Origin of the sequence: Psychrobacter sp. 16-MNA-CIBAN-0192, from assembly GCF_040309565.1 — a bacterium.
Classification (GTDB): Bacteria; Pseudomonadota; Gammaproteobacteria; order Pseudomonadales; family Moraxellaceae; genus Psychrobacter.
Window position 1 is genome coordinate 39532 of the sequence record NZ_JBEOOX010000012.1, and the last position, 25764, is coordinate 65295.

Annotated in this window: 24 protein-coding genes; 8 read left to right on the plus strand and 16 right to left on the minus strand. The window is 43.5% G+C overall.

Annotated features, from left to right (window positions below; genetic code table 11):
- Positions 1-110 precede the first annotated feature (110 nt).
- From AAEY78_RS09900 to AAEY78_RS09925, 6 genes are all read left to right on the plus strand, one after another.
- Complete coding sequence (locus tag AAEY78_RS09900; RefSeq protein WP_352339180.1) at positions 111-500, plus strand: RidA family protein; 390 nt, start codon at positions 111-113, stop codon at positions 498-500.
- 75 nt (positions 501-575) lie between these two features.
- Entirely contained in the window at positions 576-2039 is a 1464-nt protein-coding gene (locus AAEY78_RS09905; RefSeq protein ID WP_352339181.1) for an aldehyde dehydrogenase family protein, read from the plus strand.
- A 111-nt stretch (positions 2040-2150) separates the two neighbouring features.
- Positions 2151-3137: a membrane dipeptidase gene (locus AAEY78_RS09910; protein ID WP_352339182.1), complete on the plus strand. Its 987-nt coding sequence runs from the start codon at positions 2151-2153 to the stop codon at positions 3135-3137.
- Between the two features lie 114 nt (positions 3138-3251).
- Positions 3252-4943 (plus strand): BCCT family transporter, encoded by a 1692-nt coding sequence (locus tag AAEY78_RS09915; RefSeq protein WP_352339183.1) that lies wholly within the window; start codon positions 3252-3254, stop codon positions 4941-4943.
- Positions 4944-5070: 127 nt separating this feature from the next.
- Positions 5071-6819, plus strand: a complete 1749-nt coding sequence (locus AAEY78_RS09920) for a hypothetical protein (protein WP_352339184.1) — start codon at positions 5071-5073, stop codon at positions 6817-6819.
- Complete coding sequence (locus AAEY78_RS09925; RefSeq protein WP_352339185.1) at positions 6803-7528, plus strand: DUF3726 domain-containing protein; 726 nt, start codon at positions 6803-6805, stop codon at positions 7526-7528. The genes AAEY78_RS09920 and AAEY78_RS09925 overlap by 17 nt, the downstream gene beginning before the upstream one ends.
- Positions 7529-7568: 40 nt before the next feature.
- Here the strand turns inward: AAEY78_RS09925 and AAEY78_RS09930 are convergent, their stop codons facing one another.
- From AAEY78_RS09930 to AAEY78_RS09990, 13 genes are all read right to left on the minus strand, one after another.
- Positions 7569-8567: a phosphatase PAP2 family protein gene (locus tag AAEY78_RS09930; protein ID WP_352339186.1), complete on the minus strand. Its 999-nt coding sequence runs from the start codon at positions 8565-8567 to the stop codon at positions 7569-7571.
- 525 nt (positions 8568-9092) lie between these two features.
- Complete coding sequence (locus AAEY78_RS09935; RefSeq protein ID WP_352339187.1) at positions 9093-10415, minus strand: MFS transporter; 1323 nt, start codon at positions 10413-10415, stop codon at positions 9093-9095.
- A gap of 156 nt (positions 10416-10571) precedes the next feature.
- Positions 10572-10961 (minus strand): DUF6122 family protein, encoded by a 390-nt coding sequence (locus tag AAEY78_RS09940; RefSeq protein ID WP_352339188.1) that lies wholly within the window; start codon positions 10959-10961, stop codon positions 10572-10574.
- 82 nt (positions 10962-11043) lie between these two features.
- A complete protein-coding gene (locus tag AAEY78_RS09945) occupies positions 11044-12327 on the minus strand; it encodes an ATP-grasp domain-containing protein (RefSeq protein ID WP_352339189.1) in 1284 nt (427 codons plus the stop codon).
- A 126-nt stretch (positions 12328-12453) separates the two neighbouring features.
- Entirely contained in the window at positions 12454-12738 is a 285-nt protein-coding gene (gene tatA, locus AAEY78_RS09950) for a Sec-independent protein translocase subunit TatA (protein ID WP_352339190.1), read from the minus strand.
- Between the two features lie 80 nt (positions 12739-12818).
- Positions 12819-15488: a copper-transporting P-type ATPase gene (locus AAEY78_RS09955; protein ID WP_352339191.1), complete on the minus strand. Its 2670-nt coding sequence runs from the start codon at positions 15486-15488 to the stop codon at positions 12819-12821.
- Between the two features lie 250 nt (positions 15489-15738).
- On the minus strand, positions 15739-16224 hold the full coding sequence (locus tag AAEY78_RS09960) for a DUF305 domain-containing protein (RefSeq protein ID WP_352339192.1): 486 nt from the start codon (positions 16222-16224) through the stop codon (positions 15739-15741).
- A gap of 27 nt (positions 16225-16251) precedes the next feature.
- On the minus strand, positions 16252-17376 hold the full coding sequence (locus tag AAEY78_RS09965; protein WP_352339193.1) for a copper resistance protein B: 1125 nt from the start codon (positions 17374-17376) through the stop codon (positions 16252-16254).
- Positions 17377-17407: 31 nt separating this feature from the next.
- Positions 17408-19114: a copper resistance system multicopper oxidase gene (locus tag AAEY78_RS09970; protein WP_352339194.1), complete on the minus strand. Its 1707-nt coding sequence runs from the start codon at positions 19112-19114 to the stop codon at positions 17408-17410.
- Positions 19115-19188: 74 nt separating this feature from the next.
- A complete protein-coding gene (locus tag AAEY78_RS09975) occupies positions 19189-19842 on the minus strand; it encodes a DUF411 domain-containing protein (RefSeq protein WP_352339195.1) in 654 nt (217 codons plus the stop codon).
- Positions 19843-19927: 85 nt separating this feature from the next.
- Entirely contained in the window at positions 19928-20518 is a 591-nt protein-coding gene (locus AAEY78_RS09980; protein WP_352339196.1) for a c-type cytochrome, read from the minus strand.
- A gap of 76 nt (positions 20519-20594) precedes the next feature.
- Positions 20595-20855 (minus strand): hypothetical protein, encoded by a 261-nt coding sequence (locus AAEY78_RS09985; RefSeq protein ID WP_352339197.1) that lies wholly within the window; start codon positions 20853-20855, stop codon positions 20595-20597.
- Between the two features lie 150 nt (positions 20856-21005).
- Entirely contained in the window at positions 21006-21332 is a 327-nt protein-coding gene (locus AAEY78_RS09990) for a hypothetical protein (RefSeq protein WP_352339198.1), read from the minus strand.
- Between the two features lie 355 nt (positions 21333-21687).
- Between AAEY78_RS09990 and AAEY78_RS09995 the strand changes: the two genes are divergently transcribed.
- Both AAEY78_RS09995 and AAEY78_RS10000 read left to right on the plus strand, forming a co-directional pair.
- Positions 21688-22458: a heavy metal response regulator transcription factor gene (locus AAEY78_RS09995; RefSeq protein WP_352339199.1), complete on the plus strand. Its 771-nt coding sequence runs from the start codon at positions 21688-21690 to the stop codon at positions 22456-22458.
- A complete protein-coding gene (locus AAEY78_RS10000; RefSeq protein ID WP_352339200.1) occupies positions 22448-23959 on the plus strand; it encodes an ATP-binding protein in 1512 nt (503 codons plus the stop codon). Before AAEY78_RS09995 ends, AAEY78_RS10000 begins: the two co-directional genes overlap by 11 nt.
- Before the next feature lie 46 nt (positions 23960-24005).
- On the opposite strand, the gene AAEY78_RS10005 is transcribed toward AAEY78_RS10000, so the two are convergent.
- The 3 genes from AAEY78_RS10005 to AAEY78_RS10015 form a co-directional block, all read right to left on the minus strand.
- Positions 24006-24977 carry an EamA family transporter gene (locus tag AAEY78_RS10005; protein WP_352339201.1) on the minus strand — a complete coding sequence of 324 codons (972 nt, stop codon included), beginning with the start codon at positions 24975-24977 and terminating at the stop codon, positions 24006-24008.
- A 94-nt stretch (positions 24978-25071) separates the two neighbouring features.
- Positions 25072-25299, minus strand: coding sequence for a hypothetical protein (locus tag AAEY78_RS10010; protein ID WP_352339202.1), 228 nt, complete (start codon positions 25297-25299; stop codon positions 25072-25074).
- 24 nt (positions 25300-25323) lie between these two features.
- The gene (locus AAEY78_RS10015) at positions 25324-25764 is read right to left on the minus strand and encodes a LysE family translocator (protein ID WP_352339203.1); all 441 of its coding nucleotides are present in this window, start codon (positions 25762-25764) and stop codon (positions 25324-25326) included.

Here is a 25764-nt window from a genome sequence, read left to right on the forward strand (position 1 = left end):
GTCTATCGTTTTTGATATTTAATTAGTTAGGTTTATCATTATTTATTGCGTAGGATAAGCACTAACAAAGAAATAAATTGTGAAACCATTCAATCAAGGGATATGACGATATGACCACTCAAGCAACCAAACAAGCGGTAAAAACCTCACTCTATGCTTCAAAATCACCCCTTGAATGGGCGGTCACGAGTAATGGCACGTTATATACAGCGCAAATTCCTATTGATGAAAATGGCGAAGTGGTAGCAGGTGGTATCGAAGCGCAAGCGCGGCAAACGCTTGAGAACCTCAAGCATACGTTAGAATGTGCCAATGCCAGCATGGATTCGGTATTACAGGTATTGATTTACGTCACCGACCGCGACTATTTAAAAGTGGTTAATCAGGTTTATGCAGAATACTTTACGGCACCTTATCCAAATCGCGCTGCTTTAGTGATATCTGGTTTGGCGCGTGAAGAAATGCTGGTTGAATTGGTCGTTTATGCAGCTGTACCATGAACCTTTTCGACTCTATTTATCTAGGTATTCAAAACCCTTCATCATTCAAATTTTTAATAAACTAAGGACAATATAATGTCAACTCAAACCCTTAAACAAGACCCAAAAAAATCACTTTATATCAACGGTGAATGGCTAGCGGGTAGTAAAACCATTGCCAATATTAATCCATCAGATGTTAGTGAAACGATTGGCGAGTTTGCTCAAGCCAGTAGCGAACAAGTACAAGATGCCATTGCCGCTGCACGCCTTGCGCAGCCAAAATGGGAAAAAACGCCCATGGAAAAAAAGCAATCTATCTTGCAAGCGATTGGCGATGAGATGATTGCGCGTTGTGATGAGTTAGGTACTTTGCTATCACGTGAAGAAGGCAAGCCTTTCGCTGAAGGTCGCGGTGAAATCTATCGTGCCGGTCAATTCTTTCATTACTATGCCGCCGAAGTATTACGCCAAATGGGCGACCTTGCTGACTCAGTACGCCCTGGTGTGAAAGTTGAAGTAACCCGTGAGGCAGTCGGTGTCGTCGCTATCATTTCACCTTGGAACTTCCCAACCGCTACTGCTGTATGGAAAATTGCACCAGCATTAGCCTATGGTAATAGCGTTATCTGGAAGCCTGCGAATTTAACGCCAGCCAGTGCGGTTGCGTTAGCTGAAATCATTCACCGTCAAGGGTTACCAGAAGGTACGTTTAACTTAGTATTGGGTGGTGGCTCATCAGTCGGTGATGCTTTAATCAATTCAAAAGACATCGATGCGGTCAGCTTTACTGGTTCAGTCGCAACAGGCCGCAAAGTTGCTGCGGCAACCGCGCCAAACTTTGTCCGTTGCCAACTTGAGATGGGTAGTAAAAATGCGTTGGTCATCGCGGATGATGCTGATTTGCAAGTTGCCATTGATGCTGCGGTTGCTGGTGCGTTTGGTGGCTCAGGACAAAAATGTACCGCATCTTCACGCTTGATCGTCATGGACGGTATTCATGATGCTTTCGTCGATGGTGTAGTGGCAAAAATGAAAACTCTAAAAGTTGGTCACGCGCTTGATGACGGTATTTTTATGGGTCCGATTGTTGACGACAAGCAGCTTGCGTCTAACATGGATTGGATCGAAAAAGCCAAGCAATTAGGTGCCAATTTAGCCTTTGGTGGTGAGCGTTTAGACATGCCGCATGAGGGTTACTATATGTCGCCAACTTTGTTTACTGAGACTGATAATAGCTGGGACGTTAACCAAGAAGAAGTATTCGCGCCAATGGCTTGTGTGATGCGTGTGAAGAATTTAGAAGAAGCGATTGCCATGACCAATGACACGCGTTTTGGCTTAACTGGCGGCATTATTACCCAAAGCTTACGTAATAGCGCAATGTTTAAAGAACAAGTGCAAGCAGGCTGTGTGATGGTCAATCTAGCAACGGCAGGTACGGATTACCACGTGCCATTCGGTGGTCGTAAAGAGTCAAGCTTTGGTCCACGTGAACAAGGAACGTACGCCAAAGAGTTTTATACCATCGTTAAAACCGCTTATCAGAAAGCGTACTAGAAGCGGATTAAAAAAGGATGCTAGCCGCAGTTAATTAATTAATTAAACATAGCGCAACTGGTTGGACATGCGCCTAGCGGCTACTTACACAAAGCATAAAAGGAATTTGATATGTACCAAGACCATATCGTCATTGACGGATTACAGTATAGCCATTGGGATCGTGATTATTTCAAAATGCTGCAAGCCAGTGGTATTCATGGGGTACATGCCACTTTGGTATACCACGAGGATGCACGGCAGACGATGACTCGCTTTGCCGAGTGGAATAGCCGCTTTGAACAAAACTCAGACCTGATCTTACCTGTATATTCAGTGTCTGATATCAAGACAGCGAAGCAGCAAGGTAAAGTCGGAATCTTCTTTGGCGCACAGAACTGTTCACCGATTGATGATGAAATTGGTCTTATTAGTGTCATGCGCCGCTTGGGATTGCTGATTATGCAGCTGACTTATAACAACCAAAGCCTACTGGCAACCGGTTGTTATGAGCAAAATGATAGTGGCATTACGCGTTTCGGTCAGCAAGCAATAGCCGAGATGAATCGAGTCGGTATGATTATTGATATGTCACACAGCGCTGAGCAATCAACGCTTGAGGCTATTGAGATATCCAAGCGTCCAATCTGTATCAGTCATGCCAATCCGTCTACTGCCCATGAGGCGTTACGTAATAAATCTGACACCGTTATTAGTGCTTTGACTAAGGCAGGTGGCTTATTAGGCTTCAGCTTATATCCTTTTCATTTACCGAATGGCAGCGCATGTACGTTAAATGATTTTTGTACCATGATTGTTGATTGTGCCGATAAATATGGCGTTGAGCATCTAGCGATTGGTAGTGACTTATGCCTTAACCAACCACAAGCCGTGCTTGAGTGGATGCGTAATGGTCGTTGGTCAAAGGCAATGGATTATGGTGAAGGCAATGCCAATAACTCGGGTTGGCCAGATACGCTACCGTGGTTTGCGGGCAAGGATGGTATGGAAAATATTTATAACGGTCTATTAAAACACGGCTTCAATGATAAAGATGCTGGAAAAATCATCGGTCAAAATTGGTTTGATTTTCTTGAAAGCGGTATAAAACCTTTATAAAGCGTTTAGTAATATCTAGCGCTTCAACCTAACGGAATGAACGTATAAAGCAGCAAGGCAGTGTCAATGTAATACCGACCTAAGCGAAACAACTTTATTATATGGAGCCACACCATGGCTGATTTAAAGGGAATTAATAGTAAGCATAGTGAGCAAGGAAGCTCAATCATTCCTGATGTTTCATTGGACAATTTGGTTCAAAGCGAAGAATCATCGGATACTCTAGGACTAAAAAACCCTGCTTTTTGGTACAGTGGTGGTTTTATCGTTATCTTTGTTTTAATGGCGATATTTGCAGAAGCGCGTTTAGCAAAAATAGTTAATGTAGGTTTTGTATGGTCGGCAAATGTCTTTGGTCCTTTTTGGCAACTGTTATTATTAGCGACCTTCGTGATTGCCTTAGCAGTTGCCGCTGGTCGCACTGGACGAGTCATTTTAGGTAATTTACCTAAGCCTGAAATGGACAATTTCAAATGGATGGCGATTCTATTCTGTACGCTACTGGCTGGCGGCGGCGTTTTTTGGGCAGCGGCTGAGCCTATCGCTCACTTCGTGACCGCGCCACCTTTATATGGTGAATCGACTGATATCCAACAACGCGCCATTAATGCATTGTCACAATCGTTTATGCATTGGGGGTTTTTAGCGTGGTCGATTGTTGGTAGCTTAACCGCTATTGTGGTGATGCATTTGCATTATGACAAAGGGCTACCGCTCAAACCGCGTACGCTGTTATATCCAGTATTTGGTGAACGGGTTCTGCATGGTCAAACGGGCGCAATCATTGATGCGTGCTGTATTGTGGCGGTTGCTGCAGGTACGATTGGTCCTATTGGCTTTTTGGGTCTACAAACCAGCTATGCCCTCAACACGCTATTTGGTATTCCTGATACGTTTACCACGCAGCTTATTATTATCATATTTGCTATTGCCCTTTATACGCTTTCAGCCATCAGTGGACTGACCCGAGGCATGCAAATACTGAGCCGTTTTAACGTCATATTGGCTTTTGGGCTGATGGTCTTTATTTTAATGTTTGGTCCTAGTAAGTTTATTATAAATGGTTATATTCAAGGCGTTGGCACGATGGTGCATAACTTTATCCCGATGGCAACGTATCGTGGTGATGAAGTCTGGCTTGGTGGTTGGACGGTGTTCTTTTGGGGTTGGTTCTTGGGTTACGGTCCAATGATGGCTATCTTTATTGCCCGTATCTCACGTGGTCGTACGATTCGTCAGTTGATCACAACGGTTTGTATTATTGCCCCGCTGGTTACTTGCTTTTGGTTCACGGTTATTGGCGGTACAGGTCTAGCGTTTGAGATTGCCAATCCAGGTAGTGTCAGTACTGCTTTTGAAGGCTTTAATCTTCCGGGTGCTTTATTAGCCATCACTCAGCAGCTTCCATTCCCCTTGATTACCTCGTTACTATTTATCATTTTGACCATGATTTTTATCGTGACGACGGGCGACTCGATGACTTATACCATCAGTGTCGTTATCAGTGGTGAGCGCGAGCCCAACGCTACGATTCGTACCTTTTGGGGCATCATGATGGGTGTGACAGCGATTGCGCTAATCTCACTTGGTGACGGCGGTGTGACTGCGTTGCAATCCTTTATTGTGATTACCGCAGTGCCTGTGTCTTTTATTCTACTGCCGTCGTTATGGAACGGACCTAAAATTGCGCAACAAATGGCTCACGACCAAGATCTTTATCGTCCTAACCGAGTTGAGACTGCTCATCGACTTGCTGAAGAAAAAATTGCCACAGAGAGTATTACTAAAAAACCTATCTCTAAATAATTGTTCACTAAAAAAATCAGTTAAGTGCGTCATTACTATAGCGAATAATTTATTTACTCATTTAGTTCAGTGTTTATACGTAGCAAATAAATTATTGGCTTAACCCATTATTTAAGGTGATAGTTATATGGAACATACTTTGCCAAACAACGATAAGCTAGCCAACGTTAATCTAGACGCGGTCAGCTTCCGTACCCCCGATGTGGTGATGCACTCTGAAAGATTGGGCGCGATGCACCAAACGCGTATCAGCTTTGTACGGTCGCTCCTGCGTAAAATCGATAAAGAAAATTGGACGTTAACTAAGCATCTTTGGGACTTGGATGACAATGGCTATGGACAAGTTATCTACCGTTTACAAACGCCCGAGCACATTTATCACTTAGTCGTATTCTGCAACCAAATTGCCGATGAAGAACGTAACGACCGCGTGATTGCGCAAAAGTGGGATGTGACGTTTGCTTTGGTTTATGGTGAAATAGGCGATGAGTTATTGGCAAACCTAAAAGCAAATGTGCCGCTACAAGAAGCAGGTCGCAACTCAAATATGGTCATGGTATTGGCACGTGCTAATAAAAGCGTGCGCGTCTTTGACCATATTGTCAGTGCGCTTGCTGATGGACAACAGCCTGATTTGGACGTATTGGCGCAAGTGGGTTATATTCTGCGTACCACTGCCGTTTATGGCAATGGTAAATTTGGTATTTACGACTTTAAACCTCTCGATCATAGCGAAGACTTTAACCAATCTTTCCGCGCGCAGATGTGTGCCGTTTATTTGCTAAGAGAATTTAGCCTTGATTGGGTGGATTATTTGGCGAAGAAAAAAGGCGGCGATAAGGCAGTCAGCTTACACCCAGAGATTAAGCAATATTTGGGTATCGGTAATGCCACAGGTCTTGGTATGGCACCTTATTTAATTAATCATCCTTGTGTCGTTGATCAATGGTTAAGTACTCGCGAAGGGGCGCTACAAGCAGTATTAGTGTGTAATATTGAGCATGGATCTGATAATAGCAAAATACAGCAATTCTCAACCTTAATGAGCCGTGCAATCCAACACTTCTCTGAAGTAGTCACAATCAATGAGCCGCAAATTCTCCTGAATAGTACGGTCGTTAAAGAGTTAACAACGTTGCAAGAAAACCTTGCTACTGAGCTTAAAGCCTGCGACACATGGGCTGATTTTTTACAGCGCAATAACCATCTCAGTTATGAGAGTCAAGAAGTCATTATCTCGTGCATGATGGAGCTTTATCCTGAGCTTGTAGATGATTTTGCAGGGCAAGTAAATGCTGATGAAACCATGTCACTACCGAGTGGCAAAGTCGTTCAAGACTTGATTGAAGTATTAGAAGCGCGTTATCAGTGGGCAATTAACATTGATTTTGCTGCAGAAGAGAATGTCTATTGGTTTTGGTATCGCTCTGAGGATAAGGAAGAGCCGAGAATGGGCGTGCGCGGGCAAGAGCATGGCGATGATAAAGAGTTCTTGCTCGATATTGGCAGACAAGCCAATACGTTATACCTCGCATTACAACAAGCAAACCCGCAGCAACTGTTATCGGAATTTATCTTAACGCAGCCAAAATATCGCACAATAGCCCGACGCGTATGGACGATGGGACATAAAAAGATGGGTGATATTCAGATTAATGTATTGCAAAAGACCGCATTACCGATGCATTTATTGCGCTGTAAATTGTCTATGTTTGGTGCAACCAAATTTGATCCGCGTTCAGACCGTTGGGTGCGAGTCACATTATTCCAAGGTGCACCGTTATTCGATGACGTCCATAGTGATGAGTGGCTATTTCCTTTATTACCAAATTTATCGGCACTAGAAAAGGGGCAAACCCATGATTGTATCGCATAATGAAATCGTAACCATGGTAAACAAAGCCTTTTTGGGCATGCAGCGCGAAGTCGGTGAGGCAGACCTGATTGCCTCTATGGTTGCAGAGTTGCAAATGGCAGGGCTTAACGGTATCACCCATTTTAATAATGCCAGCCCCTTTATGTTATCTGAACGTGATGCGCCCATTGATATCGTCCATCAAGCTAAGGGCGAGGTCAGCTTAGATATGCATGGCAGCAGCTTGATTTGTCACCTGCCAGCCGTGATGGATTACGCCATTGAAAAAATGGGCAACCGTGATCACTTTAAAATCTATTTGCACAACTGCCATAATCGCTGGCTTGCCTATAGTGAGCTGGTGAATCTTGCAGCAAAAGGCATTGCCTGTTTGGCTAAATGGGACAATGGCAGCGCACCTAAGCATACTATTTTTACTTTAGATAAAAGATTTGTTTATCCTGATATATATTATTTTAATGAGGCACAGGCTAACTATAATATCAATGATATGGTGATTGAACTCTCAACCTCTAATTTTGATATTGAACAAGAAATCCAAATTTTTGACAAAAAAGTATCAACGGATGAGCTGTTTGAAACTCATAAACGCGCATGGAAAGAAGGTATTTATGTCGATGATGAGCAGTGGGCGATACTAAAGAAAAGTGCGTCGGCGATATTGGTAGAAAACAGTGAGGCATCAAGTAAGGGAGCAGGAGGCTTATAGGCGATAAACGGCGCTGATAAGAATTAACCAACGCCTTTATCTAGGATAGCAGAGGGAACTGATACAGCTTGGCATAGGTTAGCGTACTGAGCAATATGCCAACCGCGCTTAGCCACAGCAGATAGCTATGCGAGGTATCCCACTCTATCCGCCAAGTAATTTTACCAATAGCGCTCAACCATTCGGTAACACTAATCGCCACCGTCAGCCATAAGCCACCTACCAAATAACCACCGAGGACATCACTTAAATAGTGCTCATTTAAAAGAATTCGACTAAACCCAATCAGTATTGCAAAAAATACCGCAACAACAAAAATACGCACCTGTTGACTAAAATGCTGACTAAAACGAATCAATAAATAAGCAATAAATCCGTATAACGCAATGGTAATCGTGGCATGACCGCTTGGAAAAGAATACGTATGCTCAACCAATAAAATATCAATGGGTCTTGCGCGGTGATAGATGGTTTTACTTAAAAAAGTAAACGCCGTGCTGCCTATTGTCGCAATGAGCAAGCCAATGAGGAGATAGCGTTGACGAAGTACCCAGCAAATAACTGCGGTCACGAGCATCACTAAAACGGTCATCACGGTAGACGCAAAGCTGGTCATCACGATAAAAAATTTAATAAGAGATGAGTCATGCAACCGACTCATCTGCGCCGATACAAAATAATCCATAGCAACAATAGGCTGCACGGTCATAACATCTTCAACCAGACCGATAAACAATAAAACGATATAACCCATACCCACAAACAGCAGCGTTAACGGCAATCCATAAAAATGACGGATATCAAAGCGCTGCGATAAAAAGTGATAACCTGTTGGATGCGTATTTTTTAAAGCAATAACAGCCGCACTTTGTCCAAGGTAACGCCTAAGCATCAACCAATAGCGTCTTATTTGTCTAAATAAAGGCTCAGCATAACGAACCATCACGTATTGCAACACCACCAAAAGTACGATAATAAATAAGAATAGAAGACTAACAGCCAATAATGGCTGATTGTCTTGTATGAGGGTAGGTAGCATTACAAAATATCCCTTGTACTTACCGTGATATCAGTCTTGAGACTGGGTCTTAAGCCGATAGCTAGTCGTATTTTTTGTGCTGACAGTTAATCTACAATGTGAAAAAGCAGCCCTTTAGAGAGCTGCTTTTTTATTCTGCTAAAACCTAAAACAGTTATCATTTTTCACCACATTGACAGCATTTTGCACACATATCGCATTTTTCACAAGTCGATGGGCAAGTACAGCCACACTTCGAACAGGTACAGCTGGCGTTATAATGGATAGCTGGTATCAATGGGTTCAATCTATCCTTAGAGGTGAGTTTCATAACCAATCCTTATTGATGATAGAGCGTTCAGTCTGGCAATAATTAATAGAGCAATCAGTGGTTTTATTGTTAATGGCATATGATTTCTAATCATGGTTATATCAAAATTATTTAACATATGCGTATCTCAAAGTAGGTATAGCATCTTTAGTATTTTTTATTCACTTATCGACAGTTCACTATAAAATAGCGAATCCCCATGTATAGACTCTACATCACCAACCAGAGCTTGGCCAACGCGGATGATAATCATCGACTACGAAAGGATGGGTATGGCGTATCCCGTTGGGTGTAGGGGATCCAATAGCATGGGCATGACCCTCTGGTAAATCGGCATGCTCGTGCTCAATCTCTGTTAAATCAATAGACGGCCACACTCTAAACGCCGCCCATACCGCTAGTGCAGCAGCACCGCCTAATACCGTAAAAGCTACGGTCATACTGTAGCGAGCACCTAACCAACCTGCCAAGGGGTAAAATACCAACCAACTGACGTGAGACAAAGCAAACTGAGCGGCAAACAATGCAGGACGATCTTCCTGATGTGAGGAGCGCCATAGTAAGCGTCCAGCAGGTGTCTGAGCCGCAGAATAACCCAAACCTAGCACGAACCATAAGGCCATGAGCGAGTTTTGTCCCGTCATCACTGTTCCAGAAAACATACCTACCACAAGCAGCCCTACACCGCTTAACATGACAGTACGATCTGTCAGCTTACCCAATAAACTTGGCAAAGCCAGTGCAGCAATCATAGAGCCTGCGCCAAAACTTGCCAATGCTAATGCCACTGCACTCTGAGTTAGTCCCATTCCACCTTGAATAATCACCACTGTATTCACAAAGACCATAGACGCTGCGGCAGAAACAGCAACATTGACAGCGAGTAAGCCGCGCAGTCGAGGGGTCGCTAAATAGATTCGAATGCCGCGTGTGGTTCTATCGTAAATGCTACGGCGCGCGGGCACAGCATGCGCTGGTAGCGTGACCGATACGACCAATATGGCAGACGCTAAAAATCCCAGTACCGTCCCTGTAAAGAGATTGTGAAAGCTCATTACTGTCAGCAATGCTGCCGCTAACATGGGACTGACTAGACTTTCCATATCGTAGGCAAGGCGTGATAGCGATAAGGCTTTGGTGTAATCTGCTTCATCAGGCAGAACATCAGGAATAGTGGCCTGGAAAGTAGGCGTGAAGGCCGCTGAGGCCGATTGCAACACAAAGATCAGCACATAAACTTCCCAAATTTGGGAAACAAATGGCAAAAGCAGGGCTACGCTTGCTCGTATCACATCCAGCGTTACCAGCATCGTGCGTTTAGGCAGCCGTTCGGCAAAGGCTGCTGCAATGGGTGCGACACCAACATAGGCAATCATTTTGATGGCCAATGCCGTTCCCATGACGACCCCAGCGTTATTACCTGCCAAATCAAAAGCCAAAAGGCCTAACGCCACAGTAGCTAAACCTGTGCCAATTAAGGCAATCACTTGCGCGGCAAATAAATGGCGATAAGTTCGGTTTGCAAAGATACTGAGCATCAAATGCTTCTTACGTGTGATTTTTTTATACCCACTTACAGAGAATATTATTACGCCTTAATTACTCAGATAGCACTATAAAAAATGATTTTTTATGAAAGAGGTACTAAACGATAGGGTTACAGTCATATCAAGGCTCTCGTCGTATTAAGACTCTCAAGAATTAGTAGCTTTGATAAACCATGCTACCAACTCACGGGCAGGAGTTTCACTCACACACTGCTGGCAAGCAAGATAGGTCATTACGCAGTCATTTAAGTCAGTTAGCATGTGAAATAGCAACCCCAAACCAATTATTTTATATGGCTTTGGTAGAAATAACATAGCCACATATACTGCTATCGCATAATAAGTATGTAGCGGATGAAAGTTAATACTGCAACGATTGGGCGAAAAAATAGGAGTGGCTAGCAAATGATCTAAATCCACCAGCATGGTTGCCAATAAGATTAAATATACCCGTTTATAGTCATTACGAAAAAACAGATAGGCAATAATCAACGGCATACCAAAATGTAGAAAATAATGGATAACGGTTTGAAACATTATTTTTCCCGACTTGACAGGGTATTTTAAAAAATGTACTAAATGAATTAGCCACTATAAGCAGACCATCAGAAGTACATCTTCAGACCTGAAAAACAGGCGCAAATCCGCCTCCTAACGTACGGAAGTTGGTCGCCTGACCTTGATACACCCGCGCAGCAGGTAATAACAGTTCTCCGCCATAGGTATAAAGACGTATATCTACCTTCCTACTTGTGACGATGTTATCAATTTTTAGTGATCTTTCTCCTGCAGGGACAAAGGTCTGTGCGATATAATCCTCTTCTAGAATATTGTCAAAGACGCGTCGAGTCAGCTTGCTACCGCGATAGACGCCTTTACTTCCATGACCAGCAACTGGTTTAAAAAACAGTTGTCGTCGAGTACGCCACAACTCTGCTGCATCGTCTCTTGATACGATTTTTGTCCTTGGTACAGACTTTTCGAGATATTCGACTTCAGTCTCATCTAGTCCCCAAGCGCGTAGTGTTTGAGGGTCAGATAGCAAAGTCAGGTTTTGTTTATTGGCCAACATAGCATGTACATGGGGATTGGGTGTCACTACTACCGCACCCTCTAGATAAGCCTGCTTAAGCAAGACATGGTTAGGTTCTTCAAATGCGAAATCGACAAGCCGATTGTAGATCATATCGATTTTCTGACCATGAGCGGTTAACATACCATCGACATACTCGAGTTCAGAGGGATCAAGTATCACGGTATCAATACCTCTGGCTTGGAGCAGTTGGTGAGCTAACTCAAACTCTAAAAACATGAACTGACCTTTGGGATCATCATCCACGATAGCTATCCGATTGGGCATAGCAGTGGGAGATTGTCGCTGCCATTCCTGTCTGAACATATCAAACACTGCTTTCTCAAACCCATCGAGCATTTGAGTGGTTGCAGCACTTTGCTGCGCGGCGTTACAGCAGCGCTTTTGGGCGCGAGCGAGCAATACATTGAGAAAGGCACCGCCGGCATTGGTATTGACCTCGATAAGCTGAGGGCCGTCACTACCTAAGTGAAAGTCATAGCCCATGAAAGCCCCTATGGGACCTGGATTATAAGCAGCGATTTCTGGTGCCCATGACAGCACTTGCTCTTGATACGACGGTAGCTTGGCAGCTGATTCGATAGCTTTGACGATCCGCTCCATCGCCGCTATCTGTGCTGTAGGCACGAACACTGGTGTTGCTGAAAAAAGCTTATTAAGTGCATTCGCGCCTATTGAATTGCGTCCAGCTTCTGTAAGCTGATCTTCAAGGCTTGTATTCAGCGCGTTACGATCGAGAGTAATACAGTAGCAGTCTTGGTTGAGCTTATTTGCAAGACTGTCGTTGTTGTTATTGGTTGGGTGTTCCATTTAGATTCCGTCGCTAAATAGAGTATTCACGCTGACATACTCTAGTAAACAGTAAAAAAGTGCTTAACACGTTGAAAGTAGCCCTAGATATTTTTTGATATGTCATTTCCTAAGGCTAAATTGTTATTATACTTTGTGCTGATCATCAGTGTTGACAGTGCTGATTTTTATATCATCAACCTGAGTGCCTACTTGCGCATTTAAATCTTTATTTAAAGTTGGTGCATTATTGTCGTGGCTAAGCACCCGATTCTTGCGCGCATGCTCGGTTTCTTCATCTTTAACCGCTTCTTTAAAACCCTTTACCGCCCCGCCTAAATCTTTACCCGCATTCTTAAGCTTAGCAGTGCCAAATACGACAACCACTACCACCAATAAAATCAGCCAATGTGTAATAGAAAAACTGCCCATAACGGTATCCTTATATTTTGAGATCTTGTTTAGACCAGTATTGGTAAGTGTGCTTTAGAACTCTCTTCAACGTACCAGAATTACAATTTCAAACGGCGCAGTCGCAGCGCGTTGCCAATAACAGATACTGACGAAAGACTCATCGCTGCCGCCGCTATCATTGGACTGAGTAAAAGCCCGAAGAACGGATACAGCACACCTGCCGCAATCGGTACACCAAGAGCGTTGTAGATAAACGCAAAAAACAGATTCTGTCTAATATTGCGCATCGTAGAGTGGCTCAGTTTATGGGCTCTGACGATCCCCATTAGATCGCCTTTCACTAGCGTAATGCCAGCACTCTCCATGGCCACGTCTGTTCCTGTGCCCATGGCAATGCCAACGTTAGCCTGTGCAAGAGCGGGAGCATCGTTAATGCCGTCACCCGCCATGGCCACAACCTTACCACTACTTTGCAGCTCTTTGATGATACGGTTCTTGTCCTCTGGTGAGACATCCGCATGTACTTCATCAATATTCAGTTTGCTAGCAACGGCTTTGGCCGTTATTTCGTTGTCACCTGTCAGCATAACTACGCGTAGTCCAGCTTTGTGCAATAGCGATATTGCCTCACTGGTACTTGGCTTGATTGGATCAGCCACTGAGATTAGACCAGCTGCTTGCCCATCTACGGCGACGAACATGACGGTTTCACCATCTTTTCTACGTATGTCGGCGCGTTCTGAAAGTGTGCTGTCAAAACTATTAAGGCGCTCCATAAATTTTGAATTGCCTACAGCAACCTGTTTACCATTAACAAGCGCCTGCGCGCCTTCACCTGTAGTTGAGCTAAAATCACTGGCTTTGACCATATCGAGAGATTTTGCTTTTGCAGCTTTGACGATAGCTTCTGCTAGAGGATGTTCGCTGGCAGTCTCTACCGCTGCGACGAGCACAAGAAGTTCATTCTCATCTAAACCGCCCAGCGCTTCGATAGCGGTAAGCTCTGGTTTGCCTGCTGTCAGCGTTCCGGTTTTATCGACAACGATGGTGTCGACTTTTTCCATACTTTCTAACGCTTCAGCATTCTTGATAAGCACACCATTTTGCGCGCCCTTACCAGTGCCCACCATAATCGACATCGGTGTGGCGAGCCCTAACGCACAAGGGCAGGCGATGATTAATACAGCGATAGCATTGATCAGCGCAAAAGCCATTGCAGGCGCAGGTCCAAACATGGCCCAGACAATAAAGGTAATAACAGAGCAGATAAGTACGATGGGCACGAACCACCCAGCTACTTTATCCACTAATTTCTGTATAGGTGCACGGCTACGCTGGGCTTCAGCAACCATTTTGACAATCTTGGACAATACGGTATCGTCACCAACATCAACCGCTTTAATCAGCAGTGTTCCAGTACCGTTCACCGTTCCACCAGTGACCGTATCCCCTTGTGCCTTTAGGACAGGGATTGGTTCACCAGTTACCATCGATTCATCAATGCTGCTACTGCCTTCAAGCACCGTGCCGTCTACCGGAAGCTTTTCTCCTGGCTTAACCCGCAATCTATCGCCACTGATCACTTCATCAAGCGATACTTCGGTCTCGACATCGTTCTCATCCACACGTCTTGCCGTTGGTGGTGCGAGCTCGAGTAACGCACGGATTGCACCTGAGGTCTGACTTCTGGCTTTGAGTTCTAGCACCTGCCCCAATAGTACTAAGGTGACAATGACCGCTGCCGCTTCGTAGTACACTCCTACTTGACCAGTGGCGTCTCTAAAGCTGTCTGGAAAAATATCCGGAAAGAAGGTTGCTACTAGACTGAAACCAAAAGCTGCGCCTACACCAACGGCAATCAGAGTAAACATGTTTAGGTTTCGACTTTTTATTGATTGCCAGCCACGGACGAAGAACGGTGCGCCTCCCCATAACACCACTGGTATTGCAAGCGCTAGCTGAATCCACTGAGCGATCTGTCCAGAGATATCACCTTGACCAAGGTTGTCTAAGCTTAAACCTACCATATCACTCATTGCATACAGAAATAACGGTATGGTGAGTACCGTGCATATCCAGAAACGGCGAGTCATATCGTCGAGCTCTGAGGTGTCTTCTTCACCAATGGTAGCTGTCTCTGGTTCAAGCGCCATTCCGCATATCGGACAGCCGCTATTCTTCACGTCCCTGACTTCGGGATGCATAGGACAAATATAAACGGCACCACTATAATCAGCTGGGACTTTGTCGTATTTGCCACCTTTGGCAGATTTTACCGTGGTACGGTCAGTATTTTTTCCATGGCAATGTGAATGACTGCCTTCATCAGTAACATCGTCTTCAGGTTTGAGGAACATACCGCATAGTGGGCAATCGCTTTTTTCTATATCTCTTACTTCTGGATGCATCGGACAAATATAGACCGTACCGCCATAATTTTTGGGTACCTTGTCGTACTTACTATTTTTAGCAAGATGGGCATCGGTACTCGACGCGCTGTGGCAGCTTGAGTGATCGCCTTTTATCGCTGCCATCTCGGCAACATTATCTTCGTCAGCTGTGTCTTCAGGTTTAAGGGACATACCGCATAGTGGGCAATCGCTTTTTTCTATATCTCTCACTTCTGGATGCATCGGACAGCTATAAACGGTGCCACTATAATCAGCTGGCACTTGGTTATACTCTTTGAAGGTAGTATGGGTCTGGTTAGTATTGTTTGACTCTAAACCACTATGGCCATTTTTTTTATCGTCATTATTAGGGTTCATTAGATAACTCCTTCACTTATAGTGAATAAAGGTTACGATCTAACTTAGTAGTTAAGAGATGCTCGTTATCATGATGACCATTTGATAAAATCTTAATTTTGATGTTAGAGACAGATATTAGAGAAAAGGAAATACATACTGATAGCACTTAACTCTGTAGTAAAGGTATGCGGAGCTATAGAAAACAGCTCCTTATCTATTTTTCATGCTAATGTTAACTCATTGGAACCAACACTGAGCTAAACCTCATTTATTCAAGCTCTTCAATGAGCGCTTGCATCTCAGCGATTTCACGCTTTTGCGCCTTAACAATATCATCAGCGAGCTGTTGCACTCGTGGGTCTTCGATATCTACTCTAGAGCTGGTCAAAATAGCAATCGAGTGATGCGGTATCATCGCTTGCATCCAATCGACTTGATCGACGGTTGCTTGAGAGCGCACGCCCCAGATACCGATGGCAAACATCAACACACTTAGCCCATAAACCATCAAATTAACTTTGGTTTTTTTGTACATATTGCCCATAAAGGCCAGCATAATGACGGCCATACCGGCACCCATGTAGAGCGCCATATAAGCTCGGGTTTCACTAAAGTAAATATGACTCCATTCATAAGTATTGAAATACATCATGATGTACATCACAATCGTAGACGTCACAATCATCAAAGTGAACTTTACATAAGGGTTCATGCCAGATTGATGATTCATGTTGTTTTGATCTGAAGTATTCATAGTATATCTCCTATAAGTGTAATAATTTTAGAACCAAAATTTAACTCCCGCAGTCAAGCTACTGCTATCAATCGACTCATTTGACTGGCGACGTAGGTCACGAGCATTACCTAAAGCGGACTCATAGCTCACACCGACGTAAGGTGCCAGTTGGCGACTTAATGTGTCATAAGTGAGCCTAACTTCAGCCTCCATCTCGTTAAAGCCTTTGGCAATATGATTGTCGCTGTCTTCTTTACTAAATGCCGTTAGTCCTACCTCTGGTATCACGACCCAATGCTGGTTTAAACGCCACTCATATTCTGCACCAAGATCAAGACGGAGTTGACCATCGGTATATAGATAAGCTCTAGCATCAGTTTCAATGAAGTAAGGCATAGTACCGACAATACCAGCCATAAGAGCAGGCTTATCATTTTCGGTATCGTAAGCGACACCAGCTTCACCATTCCAAAAGATACTCAATGGCTTCCAGTAAGACAATGAGGTCAGACTATCAATTTCTTTATCACCTTCGGTCTGAATACTACCTTCACTACGTAAAGAGAGACGGCGCTCATCTAGGCCATACCAAGCACCCACTTCATAATTAATCTGATCGTCATCAAACTGATAACCTAAATCATCTACAGAAACGCCCCATAATGGCATATCGCCCATCATCATAGGCTTACCATACTGTCCATAGGGAACACCGTTTGAATAGTCGGGACTGCGCGCATCAGCTGGAGCCTTACCACCTTGCATACCTGACATATCCATACTGCCATGATTCATACCGGACATGTCCATACTGCTATGGTCCATACCAGACATATCCATACTACTATGGTCCATGCCTGACATATCCATACTGCTGTGGTCCATATCTGACATATCCATACTGCTATGGTCCATGCCCGACATATCCATACTGCTATGGTCCATGCCTGACATATCCATACTACTATGGTCCATATCCGACATATCCATGCCTGACATGTCCATACTGCTGTGGTCCATATCTGACATATCCATACTGCTATGGTCCATGCCCGACATAGTCATGTCTTTTTTAACAGTGGACGGGTCAGCAGCGTTAGCAAATGACGATGCTAGTAATACTAATGATGATACTCCGGCGAACCGTAAACCTACTCTATGAATTTTCATCTCATCTCTCACCTATCAATCAAAGATTTGCTTAAACGACCGCCACTTCTCTAAACATACCGGCTTCCATGTGATAAAGCAGATGACAATGCCATGCCCATCGACCAGCTTCTCCTGTCACATCAAAGCTGATTTTTTGTGCTGGTTGCACCATAATAGTATGCTTGCGCACCTGAAACTCACCGTTAGGCATGCGCAAATCGCTCCACATGCCATGTAAATGCATCGGATGATTCATCATCGTGTCATTGACTAAGGTAATACGTACACGCTCCCCCGGCTTAATATTGACCGGTGTCGCCTCACTAAACTTAACCCCATCAAACGCCCAAATATAGCGCTCCATATTACCGGTTAAATGTAGCTCAATCTCTCTGGTAGGTTTGCGCCGCTCCGCAAATATTGCCTCATCGACAGAGCGTAGCTGACTATAATTCAACACCTCTCTATTAATATTACGCAGGTTGATACCGGGATCATCAAGGTTCATACGTGGACTGTCCACACGCATATCACTCTTAAAATCGTATTCTGTTTTGGCATGCTTAGCTTGATAACCATCAGCACCCATAGCGCCCATCATATCTGCCATGGTTAGCCATTCAATCTTGTCCATAGCAGGTGTTGCTGCACGAGCGCCTTCTTTGGTGGCAAGCGTTGCTGCGACATAGCCTGAACGGTCTATATTTTGGGCAAATATGGTATGCGCATCTTTGGTCGGGGTGACAATGACATCATAGGTCTCAGCCACGCCAATACGAAAATCATCAATCGCAACGGGTGCGACATCAATGCCATCGGTTGCCACCACAGTCATTTTGAGACCAGGTATGCGTACATCAAAAATGGTTTGGGCTGAGGCATTGATAAAACGAAGTTTAACCGGCTGTCCTGCTTTTACGATTTGTGCCCAATTAGCCGCCGTTGTTTTGCCATTCATAAGATAGGTAAAGGTATTTTCGCCAGACAAGTCAGTAAAGTCAGTAGGCATCATGCGCATCTGATTCCACATCTTGCGCTCATCAAACGCGGTTTTCATATCCGTTGCAGCAATATCAGCAAGCAATTTTTTGAAGTCTGGCAGATGATAGTTGTCAAAATCTGCTCGCTGTTTAAGTAGCTTCAAGAGGTTATGCGGGTTGCGGCTAGTCCAATCACTGAGAACGATCACGTGGTCTTCTTCGATAGGATGACGCTCACGCCCTTTAGGTTCAATCACCATAGCACCCAGCATACCAGTTTGTTCTTGGAACCCACTGTGTGAGTGATACCAATAAGTGCCTGATTGTTTGAGTTTAAATGTATATGTAAAGGTACTGTTTGCAGGAATCCCATCAAAGCTAATGCCGGGCACCCCGTCCATCTCAAACGGCACCAGCAATCCATGCCAATGAATAGAGGTTGATTCATCCATCTGATTATGAACACGTATCACTACCGTATCGCCCTCACGCATTTTTAGCGTCGGTGCCGGTAGTGAATCGTTGATAAGCGTCGCCATGCTCTTTTTACCGTTGACAATAGCGGACTGTTTACTGACGTATAAATCAAACTCTTTACCAGTCAACACAGGTACTTTATGAATGTTTTGATCACTATTAATAGTAGCGCCTTGAGCGCCCGAGCGACTCGAATGTCCCAATGCGCTACTGGCAATAGTTGGTAGCAAGGAGGCACCAAGGATAGCGGAGGATCCGGTTAAAAAACGTCGGCGGTTCAATATGTTCTGTTTGTTCATAATGATGACCTAATTTAAGAGAGGGTGGTTAAGCTTATAGTTATAATATTTTTTATGTTTGACAGATATTTCAATCATAGTTGCTGCTGAGGCGTCTCAATAGCAGCATAAACTTCTGTAGTGCCGTCTTTATTAAGTTGCATTACTTTATAAGGCATAAATTTACCTTGATACTCCATGCCAGGACTGCCAACGGGCATGCTTGGTACAGCAAGTCCAATGGCTTTTTTAGGAGGCTTTGCTAAAAACTGTGCCATATGCTTAGCAGGCACATGACCTTCGAAGACAAAACCGTCGGTGGTGACGGTGGTATGACAAGAGCGCATTTGCTGTGGTACGCCATAACGCTCCTTAAATAAAGATAAATCTGCTACATCATGGGCAGTTGCGTTTAATCCATTATCTTCTGCATAGCCTACCCACGCTTTACAGCAGCCACAGTTGGCATCTTTATAGACGGTTGCTGAAACGTTTTTAAGTAACTCTGATTTAAGTGATGATGAGGGGTTGATTGCAGGGGCAATTGCCGGAGCTGATTGTTCAGTTTGCACTTGTACATTCTGGGCAGCAGACTGTTCAACCTTTACTGATTGTGCATCAGAGACTTTAGTATTGGTTTGGCTACAAGCGGCTAGCGTCAACGACAGTGTCGCTGTCCCCATCAATACAAGTGCACGACCTGATAATCGACTAGGTCCATTAAAAAATCTGTCTTTATAACGTCTCATAAAATACCCTTAAATCTCTATTATCATCATTATTAATTCTGAACATCAGTAATCTTGAAAGTGACTACCTTAAAGCTAACGATCATTAATGCTGCATCTCAGCGCCTTCACCCGACATGTCCATCATTTCTGCATCCATATCCATCATATCGCTATCGAATCTTGTGGTGAGCATCGTGTATTGGGCTACACTTAATTCAGGTAATGACCTTATAAAAGCCACCATCGCCCACATTCTATCATCATCATGAGTAGCTCCCCATGCAGGCATTCCAGATGCCATAATGCCATGTTTAATAGCCCAAAAGCTTTGCTGTGCACCAGCCTCAGAGTTATAGCGCGCAACGACGTCAGCTTTGGTGAAGTTAGGCGGCTTGGGATATAGGCTTGCGCTAAGATCGGTTTTTTCTACACCGGGAGACAAGTGACAGCCTGCACACATGTCTTTGTAATCAGCGCCACCTGAGCTAATCATATCAACCTGCTCTAAATTTGGAACAGGGATATGTTTACTGGCATTTTCTATAGAACGTTTGCGCGCGGTTTCTAAAAAACCATACATCATTGGGCTATGCTCTTGGTCTGCACCCACATTGACAATACCGCTACTGACAACCGCAAATATGCCAAGGATTGCCACAAATACAGTAAAGAGCACGCCCAATAAGAATTTCATACGTATTCCTAAAAAATTATTTCCGTTAATTGCTCTTTAATTAGAGAAGAAGTATTAACTAACAGAACCGAAGTTTTTAAGATTTACTGTCACTAGTGACACAGTGTTTTTGGTACATTTGTTTCATTTTTCCCATATTTGCCATCATGGCTTTCATGGCAGGGTCATTCATATCCATTTTGCTATGGTCCATTTTTTCCATCATTTGCATATGCTTTGCCATCTTTTCACAGTTCATTTGATCTTTCTGCACATGCATTTTTGGATCATGAGCCAAGGCTGAAGTCGATATCACTAGAGCGATGGTAGTAATGGCAATCGATTTAAATTTTGACATAAGTAATTCCTATTGGTTGGGATAAAGGCTATTAAGGTCAGTAACGATGTAAGGTCAATAACCGTTAAACCAGTCTAAATCGTACAGGATTCATTCTGACTGGTAGATGACGCTCAGATGACAATCTTGTCATCTTCACATCTTTGGATTTTAATGGGCGACATATTCATTTAGTATGGTCTGTGCATCGCTATCACGATCGCTACCATATTTTTTGACAAAATACTTTTCTGACTGCAAGTGTTGATCTTGGTGCTGAACCTGACACGCTACTCTGGCATCGATATAATTTTTCTTTTGAGTATTGGAGAGTTGTGCATCGTTATGATCTGCGTTTCTTGCAAAATTAGTAAGCGCATCACAATTATTGAGAATAGAAGCATCCAGATTGGTCGTATGCGCATTGGCAGCTGACATACCAATTAGTACAGAAACAGAGAGTAGTGCGACCTTTTTTAATAAACCATAACTTTTCATATAAAACCTTTCAAAATATAAGTAAATGCATGTTTAAGTAGAATAATGACCTGTAAGAACGGTTTATAATTTTTTATTAACGGCTAGCATAGAAATCATCCTTATCACAGCAGACTATCTATGTATCGTGGGTTTAGAATACCAATCACAGGCTGACAGCGAGATGACTGGGACATGACATGTTTGTTAGAAATAACATCATGTTGTCATCTTATTGTCATCAATATCGAACAACAGCAGACGCTTGTATCTAAAGCTGTTATAGCAAGGGTTTGCTATAAACTGTACTGTACCGACAATAAGCAACGCTTACGATAAGCGATTAAAAACTATGATGGGATGAAGAGAAGCGACTATGAAAGTGCTATTGGTAGAAGATGAAGCAAAACTTGGTGAGTATATAAAAAAAGGCTTAACTGAGGCAGGCTTCATCGTGGATCATCACATAACAGGTTTAGATGGCTATCATGCGTTAATGACGGAAGCATTCAGCGTGGTGGTGATGGATGTGATGCTACCTGACGTCAGTGGCTTTGAGCTGATTCAGCGCTACCGTGCTGCTGGCAAGCATACGCCCGTTTTATTTTTAACCGCTAAAGACGACTTAAGTGATCGGATTAAGGGCATTGAAATTGGTGGCGATGATTATCTGACCAAGCCTTTTGCTTTTGCCGAGCTGATTGTCAGAATAAAAAGCCTGCTGCGCCGTGCCAATCAATCAGATTATAAAAGCTCGGTTATACATATCGCTGACCTGAAAATGGACATTACTAAACGCACCGTATATCGAGGTAATACCTCCATCAAATTGACTGCCAAAGAGTTTGCTTTACTACAGCTTTTTTTAGAACGTCAAGGGGAGGTGCTGCCACGCACTGTCATCGCCTCGCAAGTGTGGGATATAAACTTTGATAGTGATACGAACGTCATTGACGTGGCTATAAGGCGCTTGCGCATAAAAATTGATGATGGATTTGATATCAAGCTGATTCATACCGTACGCGGGATGGGGTATAGGTTAGAAGCATTAGATGCGCCAGCTGTCGATACTGACCGTATCAGTATCATTAACAGCGATGGCAGTGATGGTATTAATAAAGATAATCTAAAATACAATGAATTATAAAATTCCGAATCAGCGTTGGCCATTGTTATGGCGCATTGTGTTTTTATTGACCATATCGGTTGTTATTTCTCAACTCATTATTTATGTATGGGTTCAGCGCTCTGTGAGCGGTCACCTTGATCAAATGGATGCAGAAATTATCACTCATGCGGCGTTTAATTTACGTAAGCGAGAGATAAGTAATGATGAACAAACAGTTGCTCTAAACCCATCAATCGTAAGCGTATCAACGGCATCAGCGTCAACGTTACCTGTGCCAACAGATGCCGATCATCTGCATTCCTCTTGGCTTGATTACGATTTAAAAACCTTAGTATTTGATAAGGCTGGACAATTACTATCAAGCGCACCGATCGGTTTTGCTAATGAGTTCCCAAAAGACTTTAATGTGTTAACGCTCTGGCAGACCTATCATGAAGAACAATTTATATTGCAGATAAATGATAGAAATTACCGAGCTATGGTGCTTCAAAGCAACCAAACATTAGCACTTATTATGCTGCCTATTGATATGCATCATCAGTATCTTATGCAGTTTAATCGTCAGCTGAGTATGATCTTGCTTGCAATCACGCTATTGCTAGTATCCATTGCTGCCTTAAGTGTCTATTGGGGATTTGCGCCACTGGCTACTATTGTTCAAAAAATGAAAGGGATCAACCCTGAAAGGCTGCATGAAAGGATAGAGGTTGGTAATATGCCCTTAGAGCTTCGACCATTGGCTGAGTCTTATAACTTAATGGTGGAGAAGCTGGAAAGTAATTTTGAATCGTTATCGCGCTTCTCAGATAATATTGCTCATGAGTTGCGTACTCCGCTGGCAACGCTTGGCACGCAAACTCAGGTGATGTTAAGCAAGCCAAGATCAAGCAATGAATATGTTGAGCAGCTGCACCATCAGCATGACACCATTGGGCAATTATCTGCCCTAATTAATAACATGCTGCTGCTAGCAAAGACACAAAAGGGGCTATCTGATTCGCAGCTTAACCGTGTTGATACCGAGTTGATGATCACTAAACTCATCTCGTATTATGAGATGATAGCAGAGGATCGGAATATATCTTTTAAAAAAACTGGCGATTTTAGAGCAGTGTTAGGGGATGAAGGTTTATTACAACGGTTGTTTGCTAATCTCATGTCAAATGCGATTTATTATGCAGCAGGTGATAGCGTTATCACTATTAAAGCGTCCGCTGTCACTCATGATGTTATAAGCAATTTAAAAAGCTCAAAACCACTGTCTTTAAAGCCATCCTATTTAACAATAATGCTCACAAATCGCTTGGATGAGCCTCTAACGCAAACCGAGACGGATAAAATGTTTGAGCGCTTTTATCGTCATCATAAAACGAACAGCATGCATTCAGGCACAGGTTTAGGGCTGTCAATAGTAGAAGCTATTGCGCATGCTCATAATGGTAGGGTCAGCATTACTGTCAAAGATAAGTATAACTTTCAAATAAGTGTCGAGCTGATGATGGCTGAAAAATTAACTTAAGATAAACATAAAACCGACACTGGAAAATTAGATTATTTACTGCTAATTATGAGCTGAGAGCGGGCTTTCCTTGTAGCCCAAACCTCACATTTGCCAGTAATAATCCTGATAAGATTAAAACCATCGCCAATATCTTCCACCACGTCACCACTTCTCCTAGGAACAGCACTGAGGTTGTCATCCCGAATACGGGCACCAGTAAGGCAAAGGGCACAACCTTGGAAGCTGTGTTTTGACTCAGCAAATGCGCCCACAGTGCAAAACCAACCAGCGTTGAGATATAAACAATAAACCCAAGCGACAACCAAGACTTGAGCGATACGCTCGTAAACGTCGCTAATTGCCATGCGTCGGTCTCAAATATAAGAGAAGATAGCGTCAAAATCACACAAGCGATCAGACCACCCCATACCACTAGAGCTAAGGCAGACAACGCCGATGCTTTATTTGTCTTATTAATAGCTGACACTATAGCGACGCCTGAGCCTTCCTGTTCGGCTTTTATAACTGTTGGTATTGATGCCCGTGTTGACGCCTGCTTTGAGGCAATGTTGCCGAAGCTCCAGCCAATCGCTGCAATTAAGATACAAACAAACCCAATCAAAGGCATATCACCGCCAAGGTTGAGCGCAATCACGCCCAGTCCCAGCACACCGACTAACATACCGATAATCTGCATGCGACTTACTGACTCACCCAATAGAACATACGCCAATAATACAGTGATAAAAATCTGAGTTTGTAATAATAGCGCCGTTAACCCTGCCGATGCACCTAAATGCATAGCAGTGAAAACAAACGCATATTGCATGACAAACGTACCGATGGCATAAATAAATAATGTACGATTAAACTTGGGCGGCTTGAGGAAAAAAACCAATGGTACCGCGGTAAAGAAAAAGCGTAGGGCAGTGAGCATTAAAGGCGGAAAGCTGTCGAGCGCCCACGCAATAAAGGTAAAGTTCACACCCCAAATAAAGGTAACCAGTATCGCTAAGGCAATGTGTAAAGGGGTCATAAGATTGGCCTAGGTAATTGTTATTATTGGTTGTTGTTAGTTGTTATTAAAACTTGTACTTTAGTTATGGAAAAATTTTATCTATAACCAAAACTTATAACCACAGTGTCACTGCGCAATACAGCGTCATAAGTACAATCAAGCCGTGAATAACGCGCATGACTCGCGGTAGATGCACCAGCATTCGCAGCCAATGACCACCTGCCGCCCAGCAGCTGATGGATAGCAGATTAATAATCGCGCTCATTGCCAGTAGTAGATAGTTATCTAGCCACGGCTTGCCGGCATGGAACATTGCTAAACTTGGTGCAACCACCGTCATCGTCCATGCTTTTGGATTAAGCCATTAAAACAATAACGCCTGTCCAAAGCTTAGCGGCAATTCACCGAAGCGTTTTTTGACCTCAACGTTCTTTGCCTGAATAAGGACTTCATTCGCTTGCTTATGTTGTTGCCCATGCTTTAGGGCGTAATTAACGACCGCGATAAAGTCGGTTTTAGCCATCTGATAAGTGAGCCACAACAGATATAATGTGCCTAATAATTTTATGCTAAGCATGACAGCGGGGAAGCTGATGATTAAGGCTGCCATGCCCCAGTAGCTTAGCCACAGCATAACCGTGACGCCGACAGTAATACCAAGCATATGCCAGCGACACGCCCAAAATCCGCGTTTAATACTACCGTGTAACAGCATTAAATTATTAGGTCCTGGCGTGACAGAATTAACCAGCATAAAAATTGCCAATGCCAAAATATTGCCCTCAAGGATTGCGGTCATACTCAT